At 64.8% G+C, this 24,685-nt stretch carries 20 protein-coding genes and 1 tRNA gene; 13 read left to right on the top strand and 8 right to left on the bottom strand.

Annotated elements, in window-relative coordinates; all coding sequences use genetic code 11:
* Window positions 1-2 precede the first annotated feature (2 nt).
* On the bottom strand, window positions 3-950 hold the full coding sequence (locus VL52_RS07545; protein WP_046156468.1) for a tRNA dihydrouridine synthase: 948 nt from the start codon (window positions 948-950) through the stop codon (window positions 3-5).
* 66 nt (window positions 951-1,016) lie between these two features.
* Between VL52_RS07545 and VL52_RS07540 the strand changes: the two genes are divergently transcribed.
* From VL52_RS07540 to VL52_RS07495, 10 genes are all read left to right on the top strand, one after another.
* Window positions 1,017-1,472, top strand: a complete 456-nt coding sequence (locus VL52_RS07540; protein WP_052729209.1) for a GNAT family N-acetyltransferase — start codon at window positions 1,017-1,019, stop codon at window positions 1,470-1,472.
* A gap of 62 nt (window positions 1,473-1,534) precedes the next feature.
* On the top strand, window positions 1,535-1,750 hold the full coding sequence (locus VL52_RS07535) for a DUF1653 domain-containing protein (RefSeq protein ID WP_021476789.1): 216 nt from the start codon (window positions 1,535-1,537) through the stop codon (window positions 1,748-1,750).
* 9 nt (window positions 1,751-1,759) lie between these two features.
* On the top strand, window positions 1,760-2,668 hold the full coding sequence (locus VL52_RS07530) for a histone deacetylase family protein (protein ID WP_046156467.1): 909 nt from the start codon (window positions 1,760-1,762) through the stop codon (window positions 2,666-2,668).
* Window positions 2,669-2,770: 102 nt separating this feature from the next.
* Window positions 2,771-3,301 carry a peptide-methionine (S)-S-oxide reductase MsrA gene (msrA, locus tag VL52_RS07525; RefSeq protein WP_046156466.1) on the top strand — a complete coding sequence of 177 codons (531 nt, stop codon included), beginning with the start codon at window positions 2,771-2,773 and terminating at the stop codon, window positions 3,299-3,301.
* Between the two features lie 84 nt (window positions 3,302-3,385).
* Window positions 3,386-5,674 carry an ATP-binding protein gene (locus VL52_RS07520; protein WP_046156465.1) on the top strand — a complete coding sequence of 763 codons (2,289 nt, stop codon included), beginning with the start codon at window positions 3,386-3,388 and terminating at the stop codon, window positions 5,672-5,674.
* Entirely contained in the window at window positions 5,674-6,348 is a 675-nt protein-coding gene (locus VL52_RS07515) for a response regulator transcription factor (RefSeq protein WP_046156464.1), read from the top strand. Before VL52_RS07520 ends, VL52_RS07515 begins: the two co-directional genes overlap by 1 nt.
* 9 nt (window positions 6,349-6,357) lie before the next feature.
* On the top strand, window positions 6,358-7,233 hold the full coding sequence (locus VL52_RS07510) for an NAD kinase (RefSeq protein ID WP_021476784.1): 876 nt from the start codon (window positions 6,358-6,360) through the stop codon (window positions 7,231-7,233).
* Between the two features lie 19 nt (window positions 7,234-7,252).
* Window positions 7,253-8,923 carry a DNA repair protein RecN gene (gene recN / locus VL52_RS07505; protein ID WP_046156463.1) on the top strand — a complete coding sequence of 557 codons (1,671 nt, stop codon included), beginning with the start codon at window positions 7,253-7,255 and terminating at the stop codon, window positions 8,921-8,923.
* 46 nt (window positions 8,924-8,969) lie between these two features.
* Window positions 8,970-9,059: transfer RNA gene (locus tag VL52_RS07500), tRNA-Ser, on the top strand.
* A gap of 256 nt (window positions 9,060-9,315) precedes the next feature.
* Window positions 9,316-11,004, top strand: coding sequence for a peptidoglycan D,D-transpeptidase FtsI family protein (locus VL52_RS07495; protein WP_235429232.1), 1,689 nt, complete (start codon window positions 9,316-9,318; stop codon window positions 11,002-11,004).
* Window positions 11,005-11,041: 37 nt separating this feature from the next.
* On the opposite strand, the gene VL52_RS07490 is transcribed toward VL52_RS07495, so the two are convergent.
* The 5 genes from VL52_RS07490 to VL52_RS07470 are packed head-to-tail and all read right to left on the bottom strand — an operon-like array spanning window position 11,042 to window position 16,982.
* On the bottom strand, window positions 11,042-11,860 hold the full coding sequence (locus tag VL52_RS07490) for a helix-turn-helix transcriptional regulator (protein ID WP_082113673.1): 819 nt from the start codon (window positions 11,858-11,860) through the stop codon (window positions 11,042-11,044).
* Window positions 11,861-11,895: 35 nt separating this feature from the next.
* The gene (manA, locus tag VL52_RS07485; RefSeq protein ID WP_046156460.1) at window positions 11,896-13,092 is read right to left on the bottom strand and encodes a mannose-6-phosphate isomerase, class I; all 1,197 of its coding nucleotides are present in this window, start codon (window positions 13,090-13,092) and stop codon (window positions 11,896-11,898) included.
* Entirely contained in the window at window positions 13,089-15,581 is a 2,493-nt protein-coding gene (gene ptsP, locus VL52_RS07480; RefSeq protein WP_046156459.1) for a phosphoenolpyruvate--protein phosphotransferase, read from the bottom strand. The genes manA and ptsP overlap by 4 nt, the downstream gene beginning before the upstream one ends.
* 44 nt (window positions 15,582-15,625) lie before the next feature.
* A complete protein-coding gene (locus VL52_RS07475) occupies window positions 15,626-15,919 on the bottom strand; it encodes a PTS fructose transporter subunit IIB (RefSeq protein WP_046156458.1) in 294 nt (97 codons plus the stop codon).
* 31 nt (window positions 15,920-15,950) lie between these two features.
* A complete protein-coding gene (locus VL52_RS07470) occupies window positions 15,951-16,982 on the bottom strand; it encodes a PTS fructose transporter subunit IIC (protein ID WP_046156457.1) in 1,032 nt (343 codons plus the stop codon).
* A gap of 215 nt (window positions 16,983-17,197) precedes the next feature.
* On the opposite strand from VL52_RS07470, the gene VL52_RS23200 reads away from it, so the two are divergent.
* A complete protein-coding gene (locus tag VL52_RS23200) occupies window positions 17,198-19,318 on the top strand; it encodes a putative bifunctional diguanylate cyclase/phosphodiesterase (RefSeq protein ID WP_052729207.1) in 2,121 nt (706 codons plus the stop codon).
* Window positions 19,319-19,378: 60 nt separating this feature from the next.
* Here the strand turns inward: VL52_RS23200 and cysN are convergent, their stop codons facing one another.
* Both cysN and cysD read right to left on the bottom strand, forming a co-directional pair.
* Complete coding sequence (gene cysN, locus VL52_RS07460; RefSeq protein ID WP_046156456.1) at window positions 19,379-20,812, bottom strand: sulfate adenylyltransferase subunit CysN; 1,434 nt, start codon at window positions 20,810-20,812, stop codon at window positions 19,379-19,381.
* Window positions 20,812-21,738 (bottom strand): sulfate adenylyltransferase subunit CysD, encoded by a 927-nt coding sequence (gene cysD, locus VL52_RS07455; RefSeq protein WP_046156455.1) that lies wholly within the window; start codon window positions 21,736-21,738, stop codon window positions 20,812-20,814. Before cysD ends, cysN begins: the two co-directional genes overlap by 1 nt.
* Window positions 21,739-22,083: 345 nt before the next feature.
* On the opposite strand from cysD, the gene fliD reads away from it, so the two are divergent.
* On the top strand, window positions 22,084-23,460 hold the full coding sequence (gene fliD / locus VL52_RS07450; RefSeq protein ID WP_046156454.1) for a flagellar filament capping protein FliD: 1,377 nt from the start codon (window positions 22,084-22,086) through the stop codon (window positions 23,458-23,460).
* A gap of 238 nt (window positions 23,461-23,698) precedes the next feature.
* On the top strand, window positions 23,699-24,682 hold the full coding sequence (locus VL52_RS07445) for an LD-carboxypeptidase (protein WP_235429230.1): 984 nt from the start codon (window positions 23,699-23,701) through the stop codon (window positions 24,680-24,682).
* Window positions 24,683-24,685 lie beyond the last annotated feature (3 nt).

Raw genomic sequence — 24,685 nt, 5'->3', positions numbered from 1 at the left:
ATTTACTTAACTTGCCTTGCAATCAGAATATTCTCTATCTTTTCAGACTCTTGCTCGCGCCTTACCGCTTCAAACAACTGTTCGGCCTCCGGCCAGGTGCGCTTGAGCAAGCCCAGCCACTGCTTGAGTCTGGCCGCCGGATAACGCTCTTCCCCAGATTTCTGCCGGCACATCCGGAAGAATTCAAGCACCCACGGCATCATCTCGCTCCAGGGCATGGGTTCGGCCGAACCACCGGCAGCGATGCGCCGCGCCAGATCCGGACAGGCCACCAGCCCGCGGCCTATCATCACCGTGTCGCAGCCGCTCTCTTCCCGTATCGCGCGGTAGTCCGCCATCGTCCAGACTTCGCCATTTGCCGTCACCGGGATGTCCACGCTTTCGCGGATGCGCGCGATCCAGTCCCAGTGGGCTGGCGGCTTGTATCCTTCCAACTTGGTGCGGCCGTGAACGGTCAACTCGTCGGCGCCGGCGCCGGCTATCGCCTGCGCGCACTCGAGCGCCAGGCTCTTGTCCTCGAATCCCAGCCGCATCTTGGCCGTCACCGGCACCGCCGACGGCACAGCGCGGCGAACCGCGGCTACAATCTGGTGCAGCAGTTCCGGCTCCTTGAGCAAAACCGCCCCGCCGCGGTGGCGGTTGACCGTGGGAGCAGGGCAGCCGAAATTCAGGTCTACCCCGGGTGCCCCCAGGCTTGCCGCTTTGGCGCCGTTCTCGGCCAGGCAAGAAGCGTCGGAGCCCAGCAACTGCACCCGCACCGGCACGCCGGCCTGGGTATTGCCTTGATTGTCGAGCTCCGGCGCCAGCCTCATGAAGGTGCGCGCGGGTAGCAGCACGGAGGTGACGCGCACGAATTCGGTCACGCATAGATCGATGCCGCCCACGCGGGTCAGCACGTCGCGCATCACATCGTCAACCAGGCCCTCCATCGGGGCAAGCACCAGCTTCATTGTCTAACCTGCTGAAAAAGGGCGTTATTGTACCCCAGCGCCGCCCAGCCATCACGGAGATTGTAGATGGACATACAATTGAGCATCGCCACCCCGGAGTCGGTCTCAGACTGGCTGCCGCTGTTCGCCGCCTACCTGGATTTCTACCGGGTCCATCAATCGCCGGGACAATGCCGGGAATACCTGAGCGAACGGCTGCGCCGCCGCCAGGCCGTGGCCTTTCTGGCCAAGCGCGATGGGGCAGCCGTGGGTTTTGCGCTGATGTATGCCGGATTTTCCTCGCTGTCGCTACGCCCCTGCTGGATGCTGCACGACCTTTACGTCGCCGCCGACGCGCGCCGGCATGGCGTCGGCAAGTTGCTGATCCTGCGCTGCCAGCAATACGCGCGGGACATGGGCGGCGGCGAGATCATGCTCCTGACCGCGCATGACAACCTGAACGCGCAGCGCTTGTATGAGAACCTGGGCTTCGTGCTGGACCGCGACTTTCGAGTTTACAACTGGAGCAGCGGCGATTCTTGACGCTCCGGCCACGCTGCGGCATCCTCGCCCACCCGCCGGTCAATACACAGGAGGAGCCCCGCATGACAGCGCCAGGAATCTATCAGCATTACCGCAACCGCCAGCTTTATCAGGTTCTCGGCACCGCCGAACACTCGGAAACCCGGGAGCCGCTGGTGATGTACCGCGCGCTGTATGGCGACTACGGCCTGTGGGCCCGCCCCGCCGGGATGTTTGAGGAAATGGTGGAGCATGAAGGCCGCCAGATGCCCCGTTTCAGTCTGGTGAAAGCGCTGTAGGCCGGCGCGATGCGCATCTACCGGACCGACCAGTTTGCGCTGCCCCTGCCGGCAGGCCACCGTTTTCCCGCGGAGAAATACCGGCTGCTGGCCGAGCGGGTATCGGCCTTCGCCGCCGACCGGATGGAAACGGCGCCGGCGGCGACCCGCGGCGAGCTGCTGCACGCTCATCATCCGGACTATGTTGACGCGGTGCTGAACGGCACGCTGGACGCCGCCGGCCAACGGGAGATCGGCTTGCCCTGGTCCCCGGAGCTGGCCGAACGCAGCCGCCGCTCGGTCGGCGCCACCGTGGCGGCCAGCCGCGCGGCTCTGCTGGAAGGCTGCGGCGTCAACCTGGCCGGCGGCACTCACCATGCGGGGCCGGATCGCGGCAGCGGCTTTTGCGTATTCAACGACATCGCGGTGGCGTCGATGCTGATGCTGGCGGAAGGCCTCGTCCGCCGCGTCCTGATCCTGGATCTTGACGTCCATCAGGGCGACGGCACCGCCGCCATCGCCGCCGGCGAGCCCCGCATCTTCACCTTTTCCATGCATGGCGCGCGCAACTTTCCCTTCAGCCGCGTAGACAGCGACTGGGACATCGACCTGCCGGACGGAACGGAAGACGGAGATTATCTTGGCGCGCTGGAGCGCGCGGTGCCGGACTTGTTCGCTCGAGCCAGGCCCGACCTGGTGTGCTATCTGGCCGGCGCCGACCCCTACCGCGGCGACCGCCTGGGCCGGCTGGCCTTGAGCCCGCAAGGCCTGGCCGAGCGCGACGGCATGGTGATGGACGCCTGCCGCCGCCGCGACGCGGCGCTGGTCGTGACCATGGCGGGAGGCTATGCGGTGCCGATCACGGACACAGTGACAATACAGGCCGAAACGGTCAGACTCGCGTGTGAGATTTTCGGCGCTGGTCCGACCAATCGCTGAGCGCCGCTGATCATGCCGCCAGCCCGGAGCCGTTTCGGATCGCGCGGCCGGCCGGCGTCAGCCGCGCCGCATTCCCATACCCAGTTGACACAGGAGTTCATCATGGAAAAAGCAATTCTGGGCGGCGGCTGCTTCTGGTGCCTGGACGCGGCCTTCTCCCGGCTGAAAGGCGTGGAGCGGGTGGTTTCCGGCTACTGCGGCGGCCACACCGACAATCCGGACTACCGCCAGGTCTGCTCCGGCGACTCCGGCCACGTGGAAGTGGTGGAAATCGATTACGATCCGTCCCGCATCGACTACGCCACGCTGCTGCAGGTGTTTTTCGCCGTGCACGACCCCACCACGCTGAACCGCCAGGGCCACGACGTAGGCACCCAATACGCGTCGGCGATCTTCTATCAGGGCGACGCTCAACGCGAATGCGCGGAGCGCGTCATCGGCGAGCTGATCCGCGAACAGGTGTTCGATGCCCCCATCGTCACCCGGCTGGAGCCCGCGCCCCGTTTTCACCCGGCCGAGGCCCACCACCAGAACTACTACGAGCAAAACCAGCAGCAGAATTACTGCCAGCTGGTGATTTCTCCCAAACTGGCAAAAATCCGTAGTCGATTCTCTCATTTGTTGCAAAACTAACGGGCGGATCCGGGGCGCGGCCGGTATAATGGCACGCGCCCCGCGGCACGTGTTCCAAACCTTGCATCCACCAAAGTCCGAAGCATGTCCGATGTCGAAGTGCCCCGCCCCTCCCCATTCAACGCGCTCCGCACCCACCTGCATCTGTTGCGCCATGCCTCCGCCCGCAGCAAGGGACTGAGCGCGCTTTGCCTGCTGCTCGCCTTCAGCCTGCTGATGGCTCACGCGCTGCTGCTGGATATCCGCCAGCAACGCCATGAATTTCGCCAGACGGTGGAGCTGCTGCTGCAGAACGTCAACAGTCGCTTGCGCAGCAGCGAGCTGCTGCAGGATGAAGTGGGCGACATCGCCTCCAACGATCCCCCGGGCGGACGGGCGCGGATACGGGAGCTGGTGCAGATCGCCACGCAGACCCAGCCTCAGCTGTACTTCATCGGCTACCAGCCGCTGGTGGAGCAAGCCGAGCGGATCCGCTTCGAGCGCGAGCAGGCCCAACGGCTGGGCCAGCCTTACGCGATTCGCGATTACCTGCACAACCAGCTCAATACCTGGCGCGATCGGGCGGCCTGGCGCACCGCGCCGCAGCGGTCGCGCTATCTGCCGCTCAGCATGGCCGAACCGGGCCTCGACTCGCCCGACTGGCGGGAAATGGGGCTGGATCTGCTGGACGACTCCGTGCTGTCCGCGGCGGTCAACCGCGCGCTGGGGCACCTGCAGGCGTCGTCGCCGACGCTGCTGCTGCGCAACGGCGAGTGGGGGTTGGCCCTGTTTCAGACCGTCTACCGCATCGCCCCGCCCTCGCCCGTTCCCATGGTGCGCATCGAGCAAGCCGCCGGTGTGGTGATGCAGGTGCTGTGCCTGCGGCCGCTGCTGGCCCTGCCGCCCTCCCTCGAGGGCCGCTACACCTTGCAGTTGCTGCGCCGCGACAATGCGAACGACCCCGGCATGATTCAATTGCAGAATCAGAAATCAGACCGGGCGGGCTCCCGGCTGGACTGGCTGCTGCCCCAGCTCAGCTACCGCGCCAGCCTCAACCTGTCGGCCCTGCCTTACGACATGAGGCTCAGCCGCCAGTTGCGCCTGGAGCGCACCACGGCGGCGGAGGTCGCGCTGTGCCTGCTGATCGCGTTGCTGCCATCCTATCTGCTCTGGGTGGTACTGGCGCTGCTGGAGCACAACCGCCAATCGCGGGAACAGATACAGGACGACATTTTCCGCGAGCGAGAATACGCCAGCGTCGCCCTGCGCGGCATCAGCGACGCGGTGATCAGCATAGACAACGAGCAGGTGATCCAGTACTTGAACCCGGCGGCTGAAACGCTGCTGGGCCTGCCCGCCGCCCAGTTGCTGCAGCGGCGGCTGAAACAGGTGGCGCCGCTGCACTACGAATTTTCCCGCCAGCCAGTGCTGGACCCGATAGAACAGGCCGTATCGACGCAGCAAGTGGTTCATCTGGCGCAAAACTGCTACTTGAAGCGGCACAACGGCGAAAAACTGCTGGTGGAGGGGGCGGTGGCGCCGTTGCTCGGGCGCAACGGCCAGCTGATAGGCAGCGTGCTGACCTTCCGCGACACCGCGCCCATCCGCCGCCGCATGCTGGCGGCGCTGGAGGCCAGCGAAAGCCGGCTGCGCCAGCATGAGCTTGAGCTGGCCCGCGTCACCCGCATCAACACCATGGGCGAAATGGCCTCCGGCATCGCCCATGAGATCAATCAGCCGCTATCCGCCATCATGAGCTATTGCCAGGCCGGCCTCAGCCTGCTGGAGGACGACGAGCTGGACATCGCCATGCTGCGCCGCGCGCTGACCTCGTCGGTCAGCCAGGCCGACCGCGCCGGCCGCATCATCCGCCGGTTGCGGGAATTCGTCACCCAGAAGAACCAGCAACTGACGCCGGTACAGTTGAATCAGGCTGTGCATAACGCATTGTCGCTGCTGGATTACGAATTGCACGATCACGACATTCACATCGAGCAAAACTTCGCGCCTGAGTTGCCGTTGGTATACGCTGACACTATCCAGTTGGAACAGGTGGTGCTGAATTTGGCGCGCAACGCAGTTGAAGCCATGGAGCAAACCCGGCCCTGGGGACGCCTGAGCATCACCACCCGCCGCCAGGGCGAGCGCGTGCAGCTCATCATCAGCGACAACGGCTGCGGCATCCCCTCAGACAAGCTGGACCGGATTTTCGACCCGTTCTTCAGCACCAAGCCCAACGGCATGGGGCTGGGGCTGGCCATCTGCCAGACGGCGGTCGAAGCCTTTGGCGGCAAGTTGATAGCCGGCAACAAGCCCGGCTCGGGAGCGGAGTTCATCATTGACCTGCCATGCGCCCCGCGCGACATGGCCGTAACATCCGGAGTGGAAGCCTGATGCAAAACACGACCCCTACCGTATTCATCGTCGACGACGACCCTGCCGTGCTGGACTCTCTGGCCATGCTGATCACCGCCCAGGGCATGAAAACCGTCGCCTTCCCCAATGCGATGGAGTTTCTGGACGGCTATCAGGGCAACCAGATCTGCTGCCTGGTGCTGGATATCCGCATGCCGCAGATCACCGGCCTCGCGTTGCAACAGCAATTGATGGAGCGCGACATCAACATCCCCATCGTGTTCATCACCGGCCATGGCGACATCGAGCAGTGCCGCCGCGCCTTCCAGACCGGTGCCATCGATTTCCTGACCAAACCGATAGACCAGAACCGCCTGATCGCCAGCCTGCGCCGCGGCATACGCATCAGCATCCAGCAGCACCAGCAGGAGGAGGAAACCCAGGAAGTGATGAGCCAGCTGGCCCGCATCAGCGGCCGCGAGCGCGAAGTGCTGGAACTGGTGGCCGACGGCCTGTCCAGCAAGGAAATCGCGCGCGAACTGGACCTGTCGCCGCGCACCATCGAAGTGCACCGCGCCAATCTGTTCAGCAAGCTGGGCGTGGACTCGCTGGCCGACCTGGTCCGCTTCTATTTGAAGGCGCTGGAAGCCACCGGCAAGAAGCAACGGATAGACGAAGAGATTTTGCTCAACGAATTCCCGCCAAACCAGTAGAATCGCCGCATGGAAAGATTGTTCAAACACATCTGCCTGGTGGCGCGCCACAGCAAGCCCGGCATCACTCCCGCGCTGATGCAGCTGGCCGATCACCTGGCCGGCGGCGGCGCCACGGTGCTGATCGACAAGGAAAGCGTCACGCCGGCCGAAGCCAACGGTTATCCGCTGATAGACCGCACCGACATGGGCAAGCTGGCCGATCTCTGCATCGTGCTGGGCGGCGACGGCACCATGCTCTCCATCGCCCGCCTGCTGGCGCCGTACCGCGTGCCGCTGGTCGGCATCAACCAGGGCCGGCTGGGCTTCATGACCGACATCCCCCTGCACGAGATGCTGGATTCGGTGGACGCCATCCTGCACGGCAAATTCGTGCCGGAAGACCGCATTCTGCTTCAAGCCTCCGTCGTCCGCGAAGACGCCGAAGTCGCCGGCGCGCTGGCCTTCAACGACGTGGTGTTCAGCCGCGGCGCGGTGGGTTCGATGATCGAATTCGAAATCTTCATCGACAACCAGTTCGTCTACAGCCAGCGCTCGGACGGCCTGATCGTATCCACCCCCACCGGTTCCACCGCCTACGCGCTGGCCTCTGGCGGCCCCATCCTGCACCCCACGCTGCAGGCCATCGCTCTGGTGCCGATCTGCCCGCAGTCGCTGTCCAACCGGCCGATCGCCGTCAACGATTCCTGCGAGGTGGAATTCATGCTGACCCGCGGGCTGGACGCGCGCGTGCACTTCGACGGCCAACTGCACTGCGACCTGATGGAAATGGACCGGGTGCTGATCCGCCGCTACCGCAACCCGCTGCGCATCCTGCATCCCGAGGGTTACAACTACTACGACATGCTGCGCCACAAGCTGCACTGGGGCGAGCGCCTGATCTAACCGGAAACGACCACACACCATGCTTCTCTCGCTGACCGTCAAAGATTTCGTCATCGTCGACAGCATCGCGCTGGACTTTTCCGACGGTTTCACCGTGCTCACCGGCGAGACCGGCGCCGGCAAATCCATCATGCTGGACGCGCTGGGCCTGCTGCTGGGCGACCGCGCCGACGGCGCCCAGGTGCGCGAAGGCGCCGAGCGCGCCGAGATCACCGCCGAGTTCTCCACCGCCAACCGTCCCGAAGTCGACGCCTGGCTGGCGGACAACGAACTGTCCGGCGACGAGGGCGTGCTGCTGCTGCGCCGGCTGATAGACCGCGGCGGCCGTTCCAAGAGCTTCGTCAACGGCCAAGCCGCCACGCTGGCCCAGTTGAAATCGCTGGGCGAGTTTCTGGTGGACATCCATGGCCAGCACGCGCACCAGTCGCTGATGAAGAGCGAGACCCAGCGCCAGCTGCTGGACGCCTATGCCGGCTCCACCACGCTGGCGCGCGACGCCAACAAGGCCTGGCAGGAATGGCAAGCGGCCCGTCAGGCGCGGCAGGACGCCGAGCGGATGTCTCGCGAATCCGAAGTGGAGCGCGAACGGCTCACCTGGCAGATCGGCGAATTGACCGAACTCAATCTGCTGCCCGACGAATGGACCACGCTGAGCCAGAGCCACACCCGGCTGGCCAACTCCGCCGAACTGGTGCAGAGCGCGCAGCAGGCGGTGGATGTGCTGTCCGAGAACGACGACAGCTGCCTGTCCCAACTCGCCCACGTGCAGACCCGGCTGTCCAAGCTGTCCAACCTGGACCCGCGCCTGTCCGACACCCTGTCGCTGCTGGACTCGGTGGACGCCGAGCTGCGCGAGGTGGTGTACAGCCTGCGCGACTACGCCAGCGACATCGACCAGGACGCGAACCAGCTGGTGGAAATGGAGCGCCGGCTGGACCTCTTGATGAGCACCGCGCGCAAATATCGCGTGCAGCCGGCAGACCTGTCCGACAAGCTGGCCGACTGGCAGCAGCAGCTGTCCGCGCTGGAAGCCAGCGTGGACGTGGAAGCGCTGAGCGTGGCCGAGGCCGCCAGCCTGGCCCGCTACCGCGCGCTGGCGGAAGCCCTATCAGGCAAGCGCCGCCAGGCCGCCAGCGAGCTGTCCGAACGCATCTCCGGCGAAATGGGCCGCCTCGCGATGGGCGGCGCCCGCTTCGCCATCGAGCTGTCCGCGTTGGCCGAACCCGGCGCGCACGGCATGGAGTCGATCGAATACCTGGTGGCCGCCAATGCCGGCACCAGCCTGCGCCCGCTGGCCAAAGTGGCTTCCGGCGGCGAGCTGTCCCGCATCAGCCTGGCGATGCAGGTGGTGATCAGCCAGGTTGCCAGCGTGCCCACGCTGATCTTCGACGAAGTGGACGTGGGCATAGGCGGCCGCGTGGCCGAAGTGATCGGCCACATGCTGCGCGACCTGGGCCAGCGCTACCAAGTGCTGTGCATCACCCACCTACCCCAGGTGGCGTCCTGCGGCAAACACCACTGGCAAGTCAGCAAGCGCGAGCGCAAGGGCCAGGTGCTCAGCAACATCGCCCCGCTTGACGCCGAGCAGCGGGTGCTGGAAATCGCCCGCATGCTGGGCGGCGTCGAGCTCACCCAGACCACGCGCGAGCACGCGGCGGAAATGTTGGCCTCCAACGCCGCCGCCCTCTAGCCAAGCGCGGCGATTCTCGCTAGAATTGCCGCCTCATACCGAATGCGGAAGCGTGGCAGAGCGGTTTAATGCAACGGTCTTGAAAACCGTCGTGGGTGCGAGCCCACCGTGAGTTCGAATCTCACCGCTTCCGCCAATAAAAAGCCATTTTCAAAATGGCTTTTTTTATTGCTCCTCTCAACGCCAGCCCCAGGCAAGCTGGAGCTGTCCCGTCGCTTGTCCATACAGGCTCTTCATCACGAGCCCCTCCGTTACATTCGTTACAGAAAGCCGCGTTTACGCCGCCCCCTGCCTCGCCTAGCATCCGGAGATTCACTCCCAGCAAGGCTAAAGGTATCCGCGGCATGCCCGTCCGTCATCGCCAGCCCTCTTCGACGCGCGTCGGCGCGAAAATGTCGACTTTCCGCGCCCGCATGGTCGCCGGCCTGCTTGGCCTTGGCCTCATCACGCTGTTGCTTCGCGCAGCCTACCTGCAATTCGTTCAACAGGATTTTCTGCAAAAGCAGGGAGAAATCCGTTTCTTGCGCACGCTGACGCTGGAAGCCGGCCGCGGCGCCATCGTCGACCGTCACGGCCGGCTGCTGGCTTCCAGCAGCCCGGTGAAAAATATTTGGGCCAGTCCGGAGATGCTTCCCGCTCTGGCTACCTCGCAGTTGCGCGATCTGGCCGAGTTGCTGGACCTTTCCCCGGAGTCGCTGCGCCGCAAACTCACCGGCGACGGCCGCGACTTTGTCTACCTGAAGCGGCGGCTCGACCCACACACGGCAGGCAAGATCATGGCGTTGCGCATTCCAGGCATTTTTTCCGATTCCGAGTACATGCGCTTTTACCCTGCAGGCGACGCGGCCGCCCATCTGGTGGGCTTGACCGATGCCGACGGCAAAGGGCAAGAGGGAATCGAACTGAGCCTGGAGCGCAAGCTCGCCGGCAAGGATGGGACGCGGCAGGTGCTGAAAGACCTGCGCGGCCAGATCATAGCGGACGCCTCCCGCATCCAGCTCCCGACGGACGGCCAGACTGTCGCTCTGACCATCGACGCCCGCATCCAGTATCAGGCGCACAAGGCGATAGCGTTTGCCGTGGCGGAGCACAAGGCCAGATCCGGCAGCGTAATCGTGTTGGACGCGCAAAACGGCGAGTTGCTGGCCGCCGCCAACTACCCTACGTTCAATCCCAACAATCGCCGATCGGCGCAGCCTGAGGCCATGCGCAACCGGGGCATGGTGGACGCGTTTGAAGCGGGGTCGGTAATGAAACCGTTCGCGATGGCTCTGGCGCTGCAAGACGGCCATGTCACGCCGCAAACGGTGCTGGATACGCAAAGCTACAAGATAGGGCCCGCCCTGGTCCGGGACGTGGCGCCGCGCGCCAGCCTCGACATGCTGGGCATCCTGCAAAAATCCTCCAATGTCGGCACCAGCAAACTGGCCCTGATGTCCAAACCAGAGCGGTTCTGGCATTTCTACAACGACTTGGGATTCGGCAAGGCGCCCGGGACGGGCTTCCCGGGAGAGGCCAGGGGCACGCTGCGCGACTGGAGGAAATGGCGTCCGATAGACCAGGCGACGATGTCGTTCGGCTACGGCATCTCCGGCAGCCTGCTGCATCTGGCCCGCGCCTACACGGTCTTCACTACCGGTGGATTGCTGCTGCCGGTATCGCTTCATTCCCGGGAAACATCCACGCCGGCACAGAGAGTCATCGATGAACGCATCGCTGCGACCATGCGCGAATTGCTGGTCGCCAACAGTCGACAGGGCGGCGGCGCGCTGGCTGCGCGCGTGCCCGGCTACAGCATGGGCGGCAAGCCCGGCACTGCGCGCAAGCTGATCGAGGGCCGCTACGTGGCCGACAAGCACCGCGCTTCCTTCATTGGCTTCGCCCCTGGCCAGCATCCGCGCGTCATCGTCGCGGTGACCGTGGACGAGCCAAGCGCGGGAAAATACTACGGCGGCGCGGTGGCGGCCCCGATTTTCGCGCGCGTCGCCGGCGAGGCGCTGCGCATCCTCAACGTGAAACTGGACGAACCCGGCCAGCCCATCCTGTCGCCGGATCAACTGGAAATCGCGCCTGATGCCTGATATCCAACCCGCTGCGGCCCGATCCCAAGCAATGGCCTCAGGCGAATTCCCGTCGATACGCGCAGGGCGTTATCGCGAAACGCTGCTTGAAGACTCGATGAAAATAATTGACATCGACGTAGCCGCAGCGGGCGGCGACTGCGCTCAGCGGCAGCTGGCCCTGGCGCAACAAGGCCTTGGCCAGGTCCAGCCGGGCATGAGCCAAAAATTCGCAGAAACCGTGTCCCAGATGCTGGCGAAACAGCCGGGACAGGTGGGTGGTGGAGATGCCGAAACGCAGCGACACGTCCTCGCGCGTCAGCGGCGCGTACAGGTGCTCGCTGATGTACAGGCAGATGGCGCGAAACTGGTTGCCGCCCTGCTGCCACTGGCTGTCGCGCGCCTCATCGTATAGCGCCTGCAGCAAGGCCAGCAGCGCCTGGCCTTGAAAACGCAGCGCCTCAGGGGCTGCGCCGTCCCGGCACAGGCCGGCCATCACATCCAGCATGCCGTTCAGGCTGCCGCGCTGAGCCAGCACCATGCTTTCCTTGTGGGTGCTGATCACGCCCTGCGGGCCGGATCGCACCAGGCTGAAACCTATCCGCGCGTAGTCGAACAGGATGTGCAGCACCTCGCCGTTGGCGCACCAGTTAGGCAAGGTCCAGTGCTCGGCCGGGATGAAAAGCGCTTCCTGCGCCGACAGGCAAGCATTCTCGCCCCCTTCGTGACTGTAGTGATAGCGGTTGGACAGCACCAGATCCAGGCGCGGAAAATGCACCTGGTAAGCGCCTGCCGGCATGTGTTTTCCAGCCGGCGCATGGCTCAAGCGCGCCAACGTGGACGGCCAGCTCAGGCGAAAGGACGGGTGCGGCGCCATGTCTTATCCGGTCTCAATCTGAACTATCCGCCACCTTACCACCCGCCGGCCAGCGGGCAAAACGCCCGATAAGCCAACGCCAGTCGTCCGGCGCGCGCTTCGCACGTCAGTCCGGGCTGCAGCAAGGCGCTCTGCCCCTGTTCCAGCGCCAGCTCGCCAGCAGCATGCCGCAGGCTCAGGCTGCCGTCCACCACCAGCAACACTTCCGGACCTGCGCTGCGCCACACTGCGCCCTCACCCTCGCCCAACAGCAACTGGTCCAGCGCGAAATAATCCCCGCCGCAACGCGGATACGCTCTCAACCCGCAGCCATCCGGCGCGGCCATCACCCTGGGGCTGACCGGCGCGTCGTCCATCACCGCCAGCAACGCTTCCACATCCACCGGTTTGTCGGTGAGGCCGGCGCGCAGCACATTGTCGGAATTGGCCATCAGCTCGATATTGCGGCCATGCAGATAGGCGTGCGGCAAGCGCGCCGGCTGAAAGATGGCCTCGCCCGGCCTCAACCCCACCAGATTGAGCAAATAGCAGCCGAATACGCCCCGGTCCTCGGTCCGAATGCCCACCAGCCGCCGCGCCCAATGATCCGGATCATCCGGCCCGGCATCGCCGTCCGCCGTCAGCCTGCGCCACAGCGGGCGCAGCAACGCGGTGATCTCCTCCTGCGGCAATCTAAGCAAATGGCGATGCAGCCCCGCGCCCCCTTCCCGCGCCAACCGCTCACGCAATGGTTGCCACTCCGGCTGGCGCGCCAACAGCGCGTCGATCTGCGCATCCGGCCGCAATCCATGCAACAGCCAGAACGGAGACAGCGCCACCATCATCTCCGGTTTGGGGTAGGAGTCGCGATAATTGCGGCGCGGATCGCCCAGGGCCAGTCCGGCGGCGTTGTCGCGGGCAAAGCCCTCCCTCGCCTGCGCCTCGTCCGGATGCGCCTGGATCGACAAGGGCGCATCCACATCAAGCACCTTCATCAGAAAAGGCAGCCGGGGGCCATGGCGGCGGATCACCGCTTCGCCCAGAAAGGCTAGCGGCTGATGGGCAATGGCATAGTGCAGCGGCTGCGGGCCCTGCGGCGTCGCGATCACCGATGGCGCCTCTTCGTGCGCGCCCAGCCACCACTCGGCGAAATGCTGTTGTCCGGCGTTGTCCAGACCCAGCATGCCGGGAATGAATCGACGCCCGCCCCAGGCATAGTGCTGGGCCAGCCCGTGCATGGGAAACGCGCTCATGCCGCGCCCTCCAGTCTGTCCCGCAGCAGCGCCAGCAAGCGTTCGGGATCGCGCTCTGCGCGCAGCGCCTGGCGGAAATCCTCGTGCATCACCAGCCGGGCCAGCCGCGAGAAGAATTTCAAATGCGCGGCGCCGGCGTCGGCCGCGTTGAAAGCCAGCAGCAGCACCATGTCCACCGGCTGCCCGTCGCTGGCGCCCCAGTCCACCGGTTGCGCCAATCGGGCCAAGCACAGCGTGGGATGCAGCACATGCCCCGACTTGGCATGAGGAATGGCGAAACCATGCCCCAGGCCGGTGGAGTAAGCCTGCTCGCGCAGCCACAGGTCCTCCTCCATGCCGTAGCGGTCATCGCAACGCTCCAGCAGCCACAGCCTGTCCACCAGGCCTTTGATCGCCGCCGCCTTGCTGCCCCAGGCGGCATCGGGCATCAGGCAGTCGGCGGTCAGCATCGGCAACGCCGGCCGGGCCGCAGCTGCGGCCACCAGCGCCCTCACCTCCGCGCCGTCTGCGCATGCCAGCGCCCGCCCCAGCAGCTCGCGGCAGCGGTCGGCGTCCAGTTCGCGCAGACGCCGCCGGCATTCCTGCAGCGAGGGCGCGCTCATGCTCAATTCGTCCAGTCCCATGCCCAGGAACAACGGCAACGCGTGCGGCGCGGCGGCGGCCTCGCCGCACAGCCCTATCCAGCGCCCATGTCGATGGATGGTGGCCGCGGCCTGATTCAGCGCCGCCAGAAAAGCCGGGTGCAGGCTGTCGTACAGATTGCCCACCCGTTCGTTGTCCCGATCGGCGGCGAACAGATACTGCGTCAGGTCGTTGCTGCCCACGCTGAAGAAGTCTACCTCGCGGCAGAAGGCGTCCAGTTGGAACAGCACCGACGGCACCTCCAGCATGATGCCGAGTGGAACCGGCTCCGCCCTTCCCAGCGCGGCGCGCTCCTCCTCCAGCAACCTTCTGGCCCAGCGCGCTTCGCCCAGCGTCGCGACCATGGGGATCATGACCTTGACCGGCCCCAGCGCGCTGGCGCGCAAGATCGCCCGGAGCTGGGCGCGGAACGCCGCCTCCTGGTCCGGGTACATGCGGATGGCGCGGTAGCCGAGAAAGGGGTTGCTCTCCTGCGGCGCGGGGAGGCAACGCGCGGGCTTGTCGCCGCCGATGTCGAAGGTTCGGATGATCACCGGCCGGCCGGCCGCCAGCCTCACCACCTCGGCGTAGCATTGGAATTGTTCATCCTCGCCCGGCGGCTCGTCGGCATCCATGAACAGCATTTCCGTGCGAAACAGCCCCACCCCGTCCGCGCCCTGGGCGAAGCCCTGCTGCGCCTCAGCGGCGGAGGCGATGTTCACCGCCAGCTCCAGCCGATGGCCGTCGGCGCTGGCGGCGATGCCGCCGCTGGCCTTGGCCAATCGTTGCCGCTGCGCAGCCAGCAGCGCCTCTTCTTCTCGATAGTAATCGAGCACGACCGTATCCGGGCTCTGGAACAGGGCCCCCAAGCCTGCATCCAGCACCGCGGTCCGGCCGATGCCGTCGGCGATGGCGGCCCGCTGCACGCCGGTCAAGACCGGCAGTGAAAACGCCCGCGCCAGAATGATGGTGTGCGAGGTCAACCCGCCGCGCGCCAGCAGCAGGCCTTTGACCTTGTCCCTATCCAGCGCCAGCAGCTCGCTGGGCGCCAGATCCTCCGCCCATAGCAGCGCGGCTTCCGGCAATGCCTCCCCCGCCCGCTGGATTTCCGGCGCGAGCGCCTCCAGCAACCGGCGTCCGACATCGCGGATATCCATCTCCCGCTCGCGCAGGTATTCGCTGGCCGACTTGGACAACTGCGCGCGGTAATGGGCGACCACAACCGCCACCGCCCGCGCGGGACCCGCGCCGTCGGCCACGGCGGCATCCAGCCGGGCGCGGAAATCCGGATCGCTCAGAATGGCCAGATGGGCGCGCGACACCCCCGCCGCCTCGCCGCCCTGGTGCTCTGCCTGCTGCCGCAGTTGCTCAGCCAGCGTGCGGCGCGCCACAGCCAGCGCGGCAAGATCGGCATCGCGGTCCGTGGACAAGGGCAGCTCGGCCGGCTCCGGCATGCGGAAGCCGCGATGAACGCACAGCTCTCCAATCGCCACGCCCTGGCCCGCCGGCTGGCCGAAACATGGCGACGGCGAGAGTTCGGCCAGGCTTCGCGGCAACGCCCGGCTGGCCGCGGGAGCCGCCGCCACCGGCTCGTCGCAGCACGGCAGCGTCTGCCTCAAGAAGCGGCCCAATTCGTCCGCGACCCGCGCAGCGCCCTCGCCGTCGATTTCGATATCGACGACGTCGTTGAACAGGATGTCCCCGGCTATCAGGCTGAGCACGCTCTTGGCGTCGGCCCATTGGCCGTTGCGCTGGTTGCGCCAGCGGATGGCGGCGCCGAAACCGGCGCAGAACTCCGCGATCCGGCTGGCGGGGCGGGCATGGATGCCATTGGGCAGCGGACAGATCAAAGTAAGGCTATGTGACATACGACTGCTTTCCTGATGCGCCGGGCCTGGCGGCCCGGCCGGGTTCACAGAAGCGCGAAAACCGCGGTGGCGTCTTTCAACACCTTCTGGATCGGCACCCGCACAACGCGCTTGTCCTCGAAGCGCTCCTCGCCCTCGATGGCGATGTCCACCGCCAGCAACACCACGTCGGCAGCCAGGATGTCCCGGTTGGACAGCTCGTTCTCTATGCCTATCGCGCCCTGGGTTTCCACCTTGACGTCGTGGCCCAGCTGGCGGCCTATGCTCTCCAGTTTTTCCGCGGCCATATAGGTGTGGGCGATGCCGGTCGGGCAAGCGGTGATGGCGACAACTTTCATGATCGATTTCCTTTGGCAGTGATGCGGCGGTTCAGGCGGTCGGCGCGGATGCGCCGCTCCTGGCCTTGAGCAGGTTGATGACGATGGCGACCAGCAGCACGCCGCAGGCGATGGCCAGGCCGAACATCAGCCGGTTGTCCACCACCGGCAGCACGATGGGGCCGCCGTGCGGCGCGTGGTCGCCCACGCCGCCCAGCATCGCGATCATGCCGCCCAGCGCCGAGCCGGCGACAATGGTGGGAATCACCCGCAGCGGATCGGCGGCGGCAAACGGAATGGCGCCCTCGGTGATGCCTATCATGCCCATGCCCAGCGCGGCGGAACCGGCCTCCCGCTCCTGCTCGCTCCACAGCGACTTGCGCAGCTTGGTGGCCAAGCCGAGGCCCAATGGAGGAATGCTGACTGCGGCGGCCACCGCTCCCATCACCTGATACTGGCCTTCCGCGATCATGCTGGCGCCGAAAAAGAAAGCCACCTTGTTGACCGGGCCGCCCATGTCGAAGGCCACCATCGCGCCCAGCAAGGCGCCCAAGACCATCGCGTTGGCGCCGCCCATGGATTTGAGCCAGGCGCCCATCGTCACCATCAGGTCGGCGATCGGCAAGCCCAGCACCTCGAACATCAACGTTCCGATCGCAAACGACGACAGGATGGGAATGATCAGGATGGGCATCAGCGGTTTCAACGCCTTGGCCACTGGCATCTTCTTCAGCAGCTCCACCACCCAGCCGGCCAGCAGACCGGCGATCAGCGCGCCAAGGAAGCCTGCGTTGACGGTATGGGCGATCTGGCCGCCCACCATGCCGGCCACCAGCGCGGGCTTGCCTGAGCGGGCATACGCAATGTAGCCGGCCAGCACCGGCAGCAGCAGCGCGAAAGCGCTGCCGCCTATGTCCAGGATCAGCTTGAGCAAGGGCGCGTGGCTGAAATCCGGCCCCTTGCCGGTCATCGGCGCCAGTGAAATGGCCAGCGCGATCAGGATGCCGCCACTGGCGATGAAGGGGATCACATGCGATACCCCGGTGAGCAAATACTGCTTCCATTGTTCCAGACGGGCCTGCATGTCCTCTCCTCCTCTTGATGTGTGGGGAAAGGCTACAGCAGGCGCGCCTGGCCCATATAGTGGCGAGATCAGCCTCGACTGGATTTTTGTGACATCGCAGACATCAATGGCCGTCTGTCCGAAGACTGCGTTCACGCAGGCATGCAAGCCGGCCTCGGAATCGGGATTCAGGGTTCTAAACTGAATAAGCTCCACACCCAAAGAGAGCCCGCGCCATGCGCAACCTATTCACATCCGGCCGGCCGTTCCGCCTGGTGCCCTACTTCTTCTTGTTGTCGCTGCTGCTGATGGCGGGAGCGACCGTCCTGATGGCTGGCTACCTGCGCCACTACTCCAGCGAGCAGCTGCTCAAGCTGGAGAAAAGCCGCGCCGCGTCGCTGGTGCAGATTTTCGAAAACTCGCTGTGGGCCGACTTTCGCCCGCTGCTGCCCTTGGCCAGCGATCCGGCCAAGCTGAAGCAGGTGGCCGGCCAGCCGCGTTTGCGCGAAGCCGTGATACGGCTGATGAGCGGCACGGACGTGATCCGGGTCAAGATGTACGCGCTCAATGGCGTCACCCTGTTTTCCACCGATCCCAAGCAGATAGGCGAGGATGAAAACGATGATGAAGGCTACCGTTACGCCTCCGCCGGCACCCCCGCCAGCGAGCTGGTGCACAGCCACAGCATCGATGCCTTCGAACGCACGCTGACCGACCGCGACATCATCTCCACCTACGTGCCGATGCACGATCCAGCCGGCAAGATAGAAGGCGTTCTGGAGGTCTACCTGGATGCCACGTCCTTCGTCGTCGACAGCGACCGCCAGCTGCGCTGGGTGACGCTAGCCATCTGCGCGCTGATGGCGGTGCTATTCCTCGCCCAGATGCTGGTGGTGCGCCTGGCTGGCCGCATCATAGACCGCCAGGCGGCGGCCTTGTCCGAAACCAACCGGGAGCTGGACAACCGCGTGGCGGCCCGCACCTGGGAGCTCGCCAACGCCAACGCCAACCTGGAGGGCGAAATCCAGGAACGCCGCCGCGCCGAGGAGAAACTGGACCATCTGGCCCACCACGACCCACTGACCGGCCTGCCGAACCGGCTGCTGTTCCAGAAACGGCTGAGCCGCGCGCTGAGCGTTCCTGATCTTCCCGCATACAAGCTGGCCATGCTGTTCATCGATCTGGACCGTTTCAAGGACGTGAACGACACGCTGGGGCACTACATCGGCGACCAGTTGCTGAACGCGGTGGCCGCCCGTCTGGCCGACGGCATGCGCGCCGAAGACATGCTGGCCCGCCTGGGCGGGGATGAATTCATCTGCGTGCTGGAAAACATCGCGGACCGCGACATGGCCTCTGATGTGGCCGGCAAGCTGCTGGCGCTGTTCCGGCAGCCGTTTTGCATCAACGGCAACGATCTTTATCTGTCGGCGAGCATAGGCATCAGCTTCGCCAGCCACGACGGCGCCGATGTTGACACCCTGCTGCGCCATGCCGATATCGCGATGTACGCTGCGAAGAGCGCTGGTCGCAACCGCTGCCAGCATTACACCCCGCAAATGTCGGCCGAAGCCGAACAGCGAGTGGTGTTGGAGCGGCAGCTGCGCCAGGCGCTGGAAAACGACGAGATCACGGCCCACTACCAGCCCCAGGTGGACGCGGCCACGGGAAAACTGGTCGGCGCCGAAGCGCTGGCGCGCTGGCGGCACCCCACCCTGGGCATGGTGCCGCCGTCGCGCTTCATTCCGATCGCCGAGGAATGCGGCCTCATCGTGTCTCTGGGCGATCAAATCCTGGAGAAATCGCTGCGCCAATTGGCGAGCTGGCGCCGGAACGGCTTCGAACTGCCATCGATTTCCGTCAACTTGTCGACCCGGCAGTTGGAGCGGCAAGACTTTCCGCAGCATGTCGCCAGGCTGCTGCAGCGTTACCAGCTGCAGCCCGGGCATCTGGAGCTGGAAATCACCGAAAGCGTGATCATGGAGACGGACAACGCCGTCAACATCCTGGCCGAGCTGCGCGCGCTGGGCATCCGCCTGTCGATCGACGATTTCGGCACCGGCTACTCCTCCCTCTCCTATCTGCGGCAGCTGCCGGTGCAAGTGCTGAAAATAGACCGCAGCTTCATACTCGGCATCGGCAAGGGGGGAGAAGCCATCGTGCACGCCATCCTGGCTCTGTCCTCCAATCTGGGCCTGGAAACCGTGGCGGAAGGCGTGGAAGAGCCGCATCAGCTCGAGTTCCTGCGCGCAGCCGGCTGCCATGTGATCCAGGGCTTCCTCTATTCCCGGCCCTTGCACGAAGAGGCATTCGCCTCAGACTGGCGCGAGCGGCTCCATACGCCGGCCCACCCGTAGCAGCCAGCCCAAAAAAACAGCCCCGATACGGGGCTGTTTTTCATCCGGCGCGAAAACGGATCAAAGCCCGTCTTGCAAGCGCCGCGCCAGCTCGGCGCGCGTCATCTGCGGGAAGTGGCGCTGCAGCAACTGGTCCAGCTCCTGCTCGAACAGCTCCCACGGCGATAGCGCGGCGGGAGACGATTCCTCGCTGCGGGCGACGATCATGCCGGCGGCCACCGTGCCGTTGCTCAGCCTGTCGATCAGGATCAGGCTGCCGCTGCCGCGGCAATCGCGGTACGGATCGAACGCCGCCGGGCTGTTGAGGGAAATCCGGCACAGGCCGATCTCATTCAACGCCAGCGCGCCGGCCGGGCTGTCCTGCAGCGTGTTGACGTCAGTGCGATGCAGGATGGCTTCGATGCGGCCGGTCACGTACTTGCCGGCCAGCTTGAAACCATACTCCTTGCCCGGCCGCAGCGGCTCTTCCCCCATCGCCACCAGATGGGCGTCGAAGCTGCGCGACACTTGCGGCCGCGCCTCGTCGGCGCGCACCAGCATGTCGCCGCGGGAAATGTCGATCTCGTCCTCCAGCGTCAGCGTCACCGCCTGGCCGGCGCAGGCTCGGGACAGGCAGCCGTCGAAGGTGACGATATCCTTGACCCGGCTTTCCTTGCCTGAAGGCAGCGCCACCACCGCGTCGCCCGGATGCACGGCGCCGCTGGCGATGGTGCCGCAGAAGCCGCGGAAATCCAGGTTGGGCCGGTTCACGTACTGCACCGGCAGACGGAAGGCGGACAGCGGCGCGTCGTGGCCGATCTGTATCGTTTCCAGCAAATGCATCAGCGTCGCGCCCTTGTACCACGGCGCGGCCTCGGTGCGGCTGACCACATTGTCGCCGCGCAGCGCGGAGATCGGCACGAAATGGATGTCCGGGATATCCAGATGCTCGGCGAAGGTCAGGTATTCGTCGCGGATGCGGTTGTACACGTCCTCGCTGTAATCCACCAGATCCATCTTGTTGACCGCGACGATCACGTGGCGGATGCCCAGCAGGCTGACGATGTAGCTGTGGCGGCGGGTCTGCGTCTGCACGCCGCGCCGCGCGTCGATCAGGATGATGGCCAGGTTGCTGGTGGACGCGCCGGTGGCCATGTTGCGGGTGTACTGCTCGTGGCCCGGGCAGTCGGCGATGATGAACTTGCGCTTCTCCGTGCTGAAATAGCGGTAGGCGACATCGATGGTGATGCCCTGCTCGCGCTCGGCCTGCAGGCCATCCACCAGCAACGCCAGGTCGATCTCCTGGTCGGTGGTGTTGTACTTTTTCGAGTCGCGCTCGATCGCCGCCAGCTGGTCTTCGAAGATCAGCTTGGAATCGTGCAGCAGCCGGCCGATCAGCGTGGACTTGCCGTCGTCCACGCTGCCACAGGTGATGAAGCGCAGCATGTCCTTGTTCTCATGCTGGCTCAGGTATTCCAGGATATCCCCGGCGATCAGTTCGGATTGGTGAGACATCAGAAATACCCTTCCATTTTCTTCTTTTCCATCGAGCCGGCGCTGTCATGGTCGATCAGCCGGCCCTGCCGCTCGGAGGTTTTGGTCAGCAGCATTTCCTGAATGATTTCCGGCAGCGTGGCGGCCTCGGACTCAACCGCGCCGGTCAGCGGGTAGCAGCCCAGCGTGCGGAAGCGCACCTTGCGCGTCTGGATGCTGGCCTTTTCCTCCGGCGTCAGGTATTCGAGGATGCGGTCGTCGTCGATCATGATCAGCATGCCGTCGCGCTCCACCACCGAACGCTCGGCGGCGAAATACAGCGGCACGATCTCGATGCCTTCCAGATAGATGTATTGCCAGATGTCCAGCTCGGTCCAGTTGGACAAGGGGAACACGCGGATGCTCTCGCCCTTGTCTATCTTGCCGTTGTAAATGTTCCACAGCTCCGGACGCTGGCTTTTCGGGTCCCAGCGATGGTTCTTGTCGCGGAACGAGTACACGCGCTCCTTGGCGCGGCTTTTTTCCTCGTCGCGGCGCGCGCCGCCGAAGGCCGCGTCGAATTTGTGCTTGTTCAGCGCCTGCTTCAGGCCCTCGGTCTTCATCACATCGGTATGCTTGGCGCTGCCGGCGGTGAAGGGGTTGATGCCGGCGTCCACGCCATCCTGATTGATATGGACGATCAGATCCCAGCCGTTTTCCCTGGCCTGCTTGTCGCGCAGCGCGATCATTTCGCGGAATTTCCAGGTGGTGTCGACATGCATCAGGGGGAACGGCGGCTTGCCGGGATAGAACGCCTTTTTCGCCAGGTGCAGCATCACCGCGGAGTCTTTGCCGATGGAATACAGCATCACCGGGTTCTCGAATTCCGCCGCCACCTCGCGGATGATGTGGATGGACTCCGCCTCCAGTTGCTGGAGGTGGGTCAGCCTTGCTTGATCGATATCCATGCTTGCAGCCTGTTCTATAGTTGCAGCCAATCTACCGGAAATATTCGCAGGCATTCAAAACCGATTGGATATATCAATATAAGCTTAGCAAATCTTAAAAACTTCAAAGCTGGAATATGGATTTGGCGCAAGCCCGTTATCAAACGACAGTGTAAGATCAATGCAGACAGTCGATTAAAGTTTCCCCAGACAATGTCGATAAGAGCAACAAGTGGTGACTACCACACCTTGCCATACCCAAAAGACCGCGGCGCAAGACCGCAACCGTGATGACAGCTTGGCAACCCGCCCTAAATAGCAACATGCCCGCCTGACAGCAGATCAGGCGGCCCGGGAGACGACGTCATGTCATCCATCAGCGCCAGCGCAGGTCCCTTGGACGTGCAATCCATTGTCAGCCAGCTGATCCAGGCCGACTCGCAGCCGCTTACCCAAAGCCAGCAGCGCGTCAGCAACTTCCAGTCCGAACTCAGCACGATAGGCCAGGTCAGCTCGGCGCTGTCCAGCTTGCAGAGCGCGGCCTCGACGCTATCGTCCGGCACCTTTCTGCAGCAATTCTCCGCCGCCTCGTCCGACACCACCGTAGCCGCCGTCACCACCACATCCGGCGGCGCGGCAGGCACTTACGCGCTGAACGTGACGCAGATGGCGCAATCGCGGCAGCTGGTGTTCGACCAGACCTCCGGCGGCGCCTCCATCACAGACCAGAACGCCACCTTGGCCGGCGCGCCGTCTTCTCTGACCTTCAATGTCGGCGGCACCAGCAGCACGGTGCAACTGGGCAGCAACGCCTCCTTGTCGTCGATCGCCAGCAGCATCAATGGCGCCGGCATCGGCATCAATGCCTCCATCGTGCAATACAACAACAACTATTCGCTGGTGCTCAGCTCGGCCCAGGGCGGCACCAGCAACAGCTTTTCCATCACGTCCGGCGGCACCGACAGCAACAACACTTCGGGCAATACGCTTGCCGGCCTGCAGCAGAGCGGCACCGCTGCCAGCGAGTCGACCAATGCCCAGAACGCGCTGATGACGGTGAACGGCGTCAATGTTTCGTCCAGCAGCAACACCGTGACCAACGTGGTCAACGGCGCCAGCATCACGCTGGAAAAACTGGGCCAGACCACCATCAACATGAGCCAGAACACATCGGGCATCGCGTCGACGCTGCAAAGCTTCATTTCCGCCTACAACCAGGTGGTCAGCACCACCAACTCGGCCACCACCAGCTCCACCACCGTGGGCAGCACGCCGGCCAATACCGACATCAGCTCCGACCTCACCGGCCTGCACGAGCGGTTGGCCGGCTTGCTCGGCACGCCGGTGGCGGGCGTGGACCCGGTCAACTCCTACGCCTATCTGGCGCAGGTGGGCATTACCCAGGGCGCCGACGGCACGCTGTCGCTGAACTCCACCGCTTTCAACGCCGCGCTGGCGGCCAATCCCTCCGCGGTAAGCAATCTGTTCGGCAACCCCCAGAACACCGGCATCGGCAACGTGTTCAACAGCACCATCAACTCCTTGCTTGGACCAGGCGGCATGATCACCAGCAACCAGAACAACCTCAACAGCAAGGTGACCTCGGAACAGCAGTTGCAGCAGCAGCTGCAAAGCCAGCTGAGCACCGAGCAGACCAACTTGCTGACCGAATACTCCAACCTCAATAGCGAGCTGGCCGCAATGGAACAGTCCTCCACCAGTATGGCCAACCTGATCGGTTGATCCTGGTCGGCTGACTCTAGCCGGCCATACTGGCCTTGCAGGCGGCATCCCTTCTGGAGGCCGCCTTTTCTTTTGGCGTATACTCGTGCGAACCGGACCGCCTTGGGCGGCATCCGGAACTTGAATCCCGCCAATCCGTCCGATTTCCATGACTCCCGATATCAATCCATCCCGCCGCCAGTTGCTGCAGATGCTCGCCCTCGGCGCCGGCGCCGGCATATTGCAAGGATGCAGCTCCATGTCCTCCCCAGCGCAGCCCTCCCAGGCCAGCCTCCGCCTCTATCTGACCGCCTGCTCCGGCATCGTGCCGGAGAAGCAACGCCAGCTGGCGTTGCCGCGTCTGGCCCACGCCGGCTTCTCGCTGGAAAACGCCGCCGCGCTGAACCGCGTTTACCAGCGCTTCTCCGGCACCGATACCGAACGGCTGTCCGATCTGCAAACGCTGCTGGACCAGCCGCAATGGCCGCAGCTGATCATGGCCGGACGCGGCGGATACGGCGCGATGCGCCTGCTGCCCCGGCTGGACCTGGCGCGGCTGGGCGCGCGGCTCAAGGAGTCCCGCTCGCTGCTGATAGGCTACAGCGACTTCTGCGCGATCCAGCTGGCACTGCTGGCCAAGAGCGGCGCCGGCAGCTTCGCCGGGCCGATGCTGGGCGATTTCGGCAGCGCCGCGCCCAACGCTTACGCGATCAACGAGTTCATCGCCGGCATCTCCACGCCGCAGCGCAGCCTGCGCATCGCCGGCTCGCAGCCGCAAGCCCGCGGCGAGGGCATTTTCTGGGGCGGCAATCTCAGCGTGATCTCCAGCCTGGCCGGCACCCCCTACCTGCCCGACATCAAGGGCGGCCTGCTGTTCCTGGAGGACGTGGGCGAACAGCCGTACCGTGTCGAGCGGATGCTGCAGCAGCTGCATCTGGCCGGCGTGCTTGGCAAGCAGAAAGCCATCTTCCTTGGCGATTTCTCGATGCAGCGGCATGTTGACGTCTACGATCCTCACTACAACTTCGACGCCGTGGTGGCCGAGCTGCGGCGCATCAGCGGCGTGCCGGTGTTCACCGGGCTGCCCTTCGGCCACATCGCCGCCAAAACCACCATGCCACTGGGCTTCCCGGCTCGCTTCCAGGCCGAAGGCGACGGCGTGACGCTGCAGTTCCTCGACTCCCCCACGGTGGACGCCTCCGCTATCCAGATTCCGGCATTGCTGGCCGAGCGCCCCATCTGAAAA

The sequence above is a fragment of the Chromobacterium vaccinii genome, from assembly GCF_000971335.1.
GTDB lineage: Bacteria > Pseudomonadota > Gammaproteobacteria > Burkholderiales > Chromobacteriaceae > Chromobacterium > Chromobacterium vaccinii.
This window is presented reverse-complemented; position numbering and strand designations above follow the sequence as displayed.

Excerpts from the sequence above, each read along its gene's own strand:
- VL52_RS07545 (WP_046156468.1), bottom strand. The coding sequence starts at position 950 with ATGAAGCTGGTGCTTGCCCCGATGGAGGGCCTGGTTGACGATGTGATG.
- VL52_RS07540 (WP_052729209.1), top strand. The coding sequence starts at position 1,017 with ATGGACATACAATTGAGCATCGCCACCCCGGAGTCGGTCTCAGACTGG.
- VL52_RS07535 (WP_021476789.1), top strand. The coding sequence starts at position 1,535 with ATGACAGCGCCAGGAATCTATCAGCATTACCGCAACCGCCAGCTTTAT.
- VL52_RS07530 (WP_046156467.1), top strand. The coding sequence starts at position 1,760 with ATGCGCATCTACCGGACCGACCAGTTTGCGCTGCCCCTGCCGGCAGGC.
- msrA (WP_046156466.1), top strand. The coding sequence starts at position 2,771 with ATGGAAAAAGCAATTCTGGGCGGCGGCTGCTTCTGGTGCCTGGACGCG.
- VL52_RS07520 (WP_046156465.1), top strand. The coding sequence starts at position 3,386 with ATGTCCGATGTCGAAGTGCCCCGCCCCTCCCCATTCAACGCGCTCCGC.
- VL52_RS07515 (WP_046156464.1), top strand. The coding sequence starts at position 5,674 with ATGCAAAACACGACCCCTACCGTATTCATCGTCGACGACGACCCTGCC.
- VL52_RS07510 (WP_021476784.1), top strand. The coding sequence starts at position 6,358 with ATGGAAAGATTGTTCAAACACATCTGCCTGGTGGCGCGCCACAGCAAG.
- recN (WP_046156463.1), top strand. The coding sequence starts at position 7,253 with ATGCTTCTCTCGCTGACCGTCAAAGATTTCGTCATCGTCGACAGCATC.
- VL52_RS07495 (WP_235429232.1), top strand. The coding sequence starts at position 9,316 with ATGTCGACTTTCCGCGCCCGCATGGTCGCCGGCCTGCTTGGCCTTGGC.
- VL52_RS07490 (WP_082113673.1), bottom strand. The coding sequence starts at position 11,860 with ATGGCGCCGCACCCGTCCTTTCGCCTGAGCTGGCCGTCCACGTTGGCG.
- manA (WP_046156460.1), bottom strand. The coding sequence starts at position 13,092 with ATGAGCGCGTTTCCCATGCACGGGCTGGCCCAGCACTATGCCTGGGGC.
- ptsP (WP_046156459.1), bottom strand. The coding sequence starts at position 15,581 with ATGTCACATAGCCTTACTTTGATCTGTCCGCTGCCCAATGGCATCCAT.
- VL52_RS07475 (WP_046156458.1), bottom strand. The coding sequence starts at position 15,919 with ATGAAAGTTGTCGCCATCACCGCTTGCCCGACCGGCATCGCCCACACC.
- VL52_RS07470 (WP_046156457.1), bottom strand. The coding sequence starts at position 16,982 with ATGCAGGCCCGTCTGGAACAATGGAAGCAGTATTTGCTCACCGGGGTA.
- VL52_RS23200 (WP_052729207.1), top strand. The coding sequence starts at position 17,198 with ATGCGCAACCTATTCACATCCGGCCGGCCGTTCCGCCTGGTGCCCTAC.
- cysN (WP_046156456.1), bottom strand. The coding sequence starts at position 20,812 with ATGTCTCACCAATCCGAACTGATCGCCGGGGATATCCTGGAATACCTG.
- cysD (WP_046156455.1), bottom strand. The coding sequence starts at position 21,738 with ATGGATATCGATCAAGCAAGGCTGACCCACCTCCAGCAACTGGAGGCG.
- fliD (WP_046156454.1), top strand. The coding sequence starts at position 22,084 with ATGTCATCCATCAGCGCCAGCGCAGGTCCCTTGGACGTGCAATCCATT.
- VL52_RS07445 (WP_235429230.1), top strand. The coding sequence starts at position 23,699 with ATGTCCTCCCCAGCGCAGCCCTCCCAGGCCAGCCTCCGCCTCTATCTG.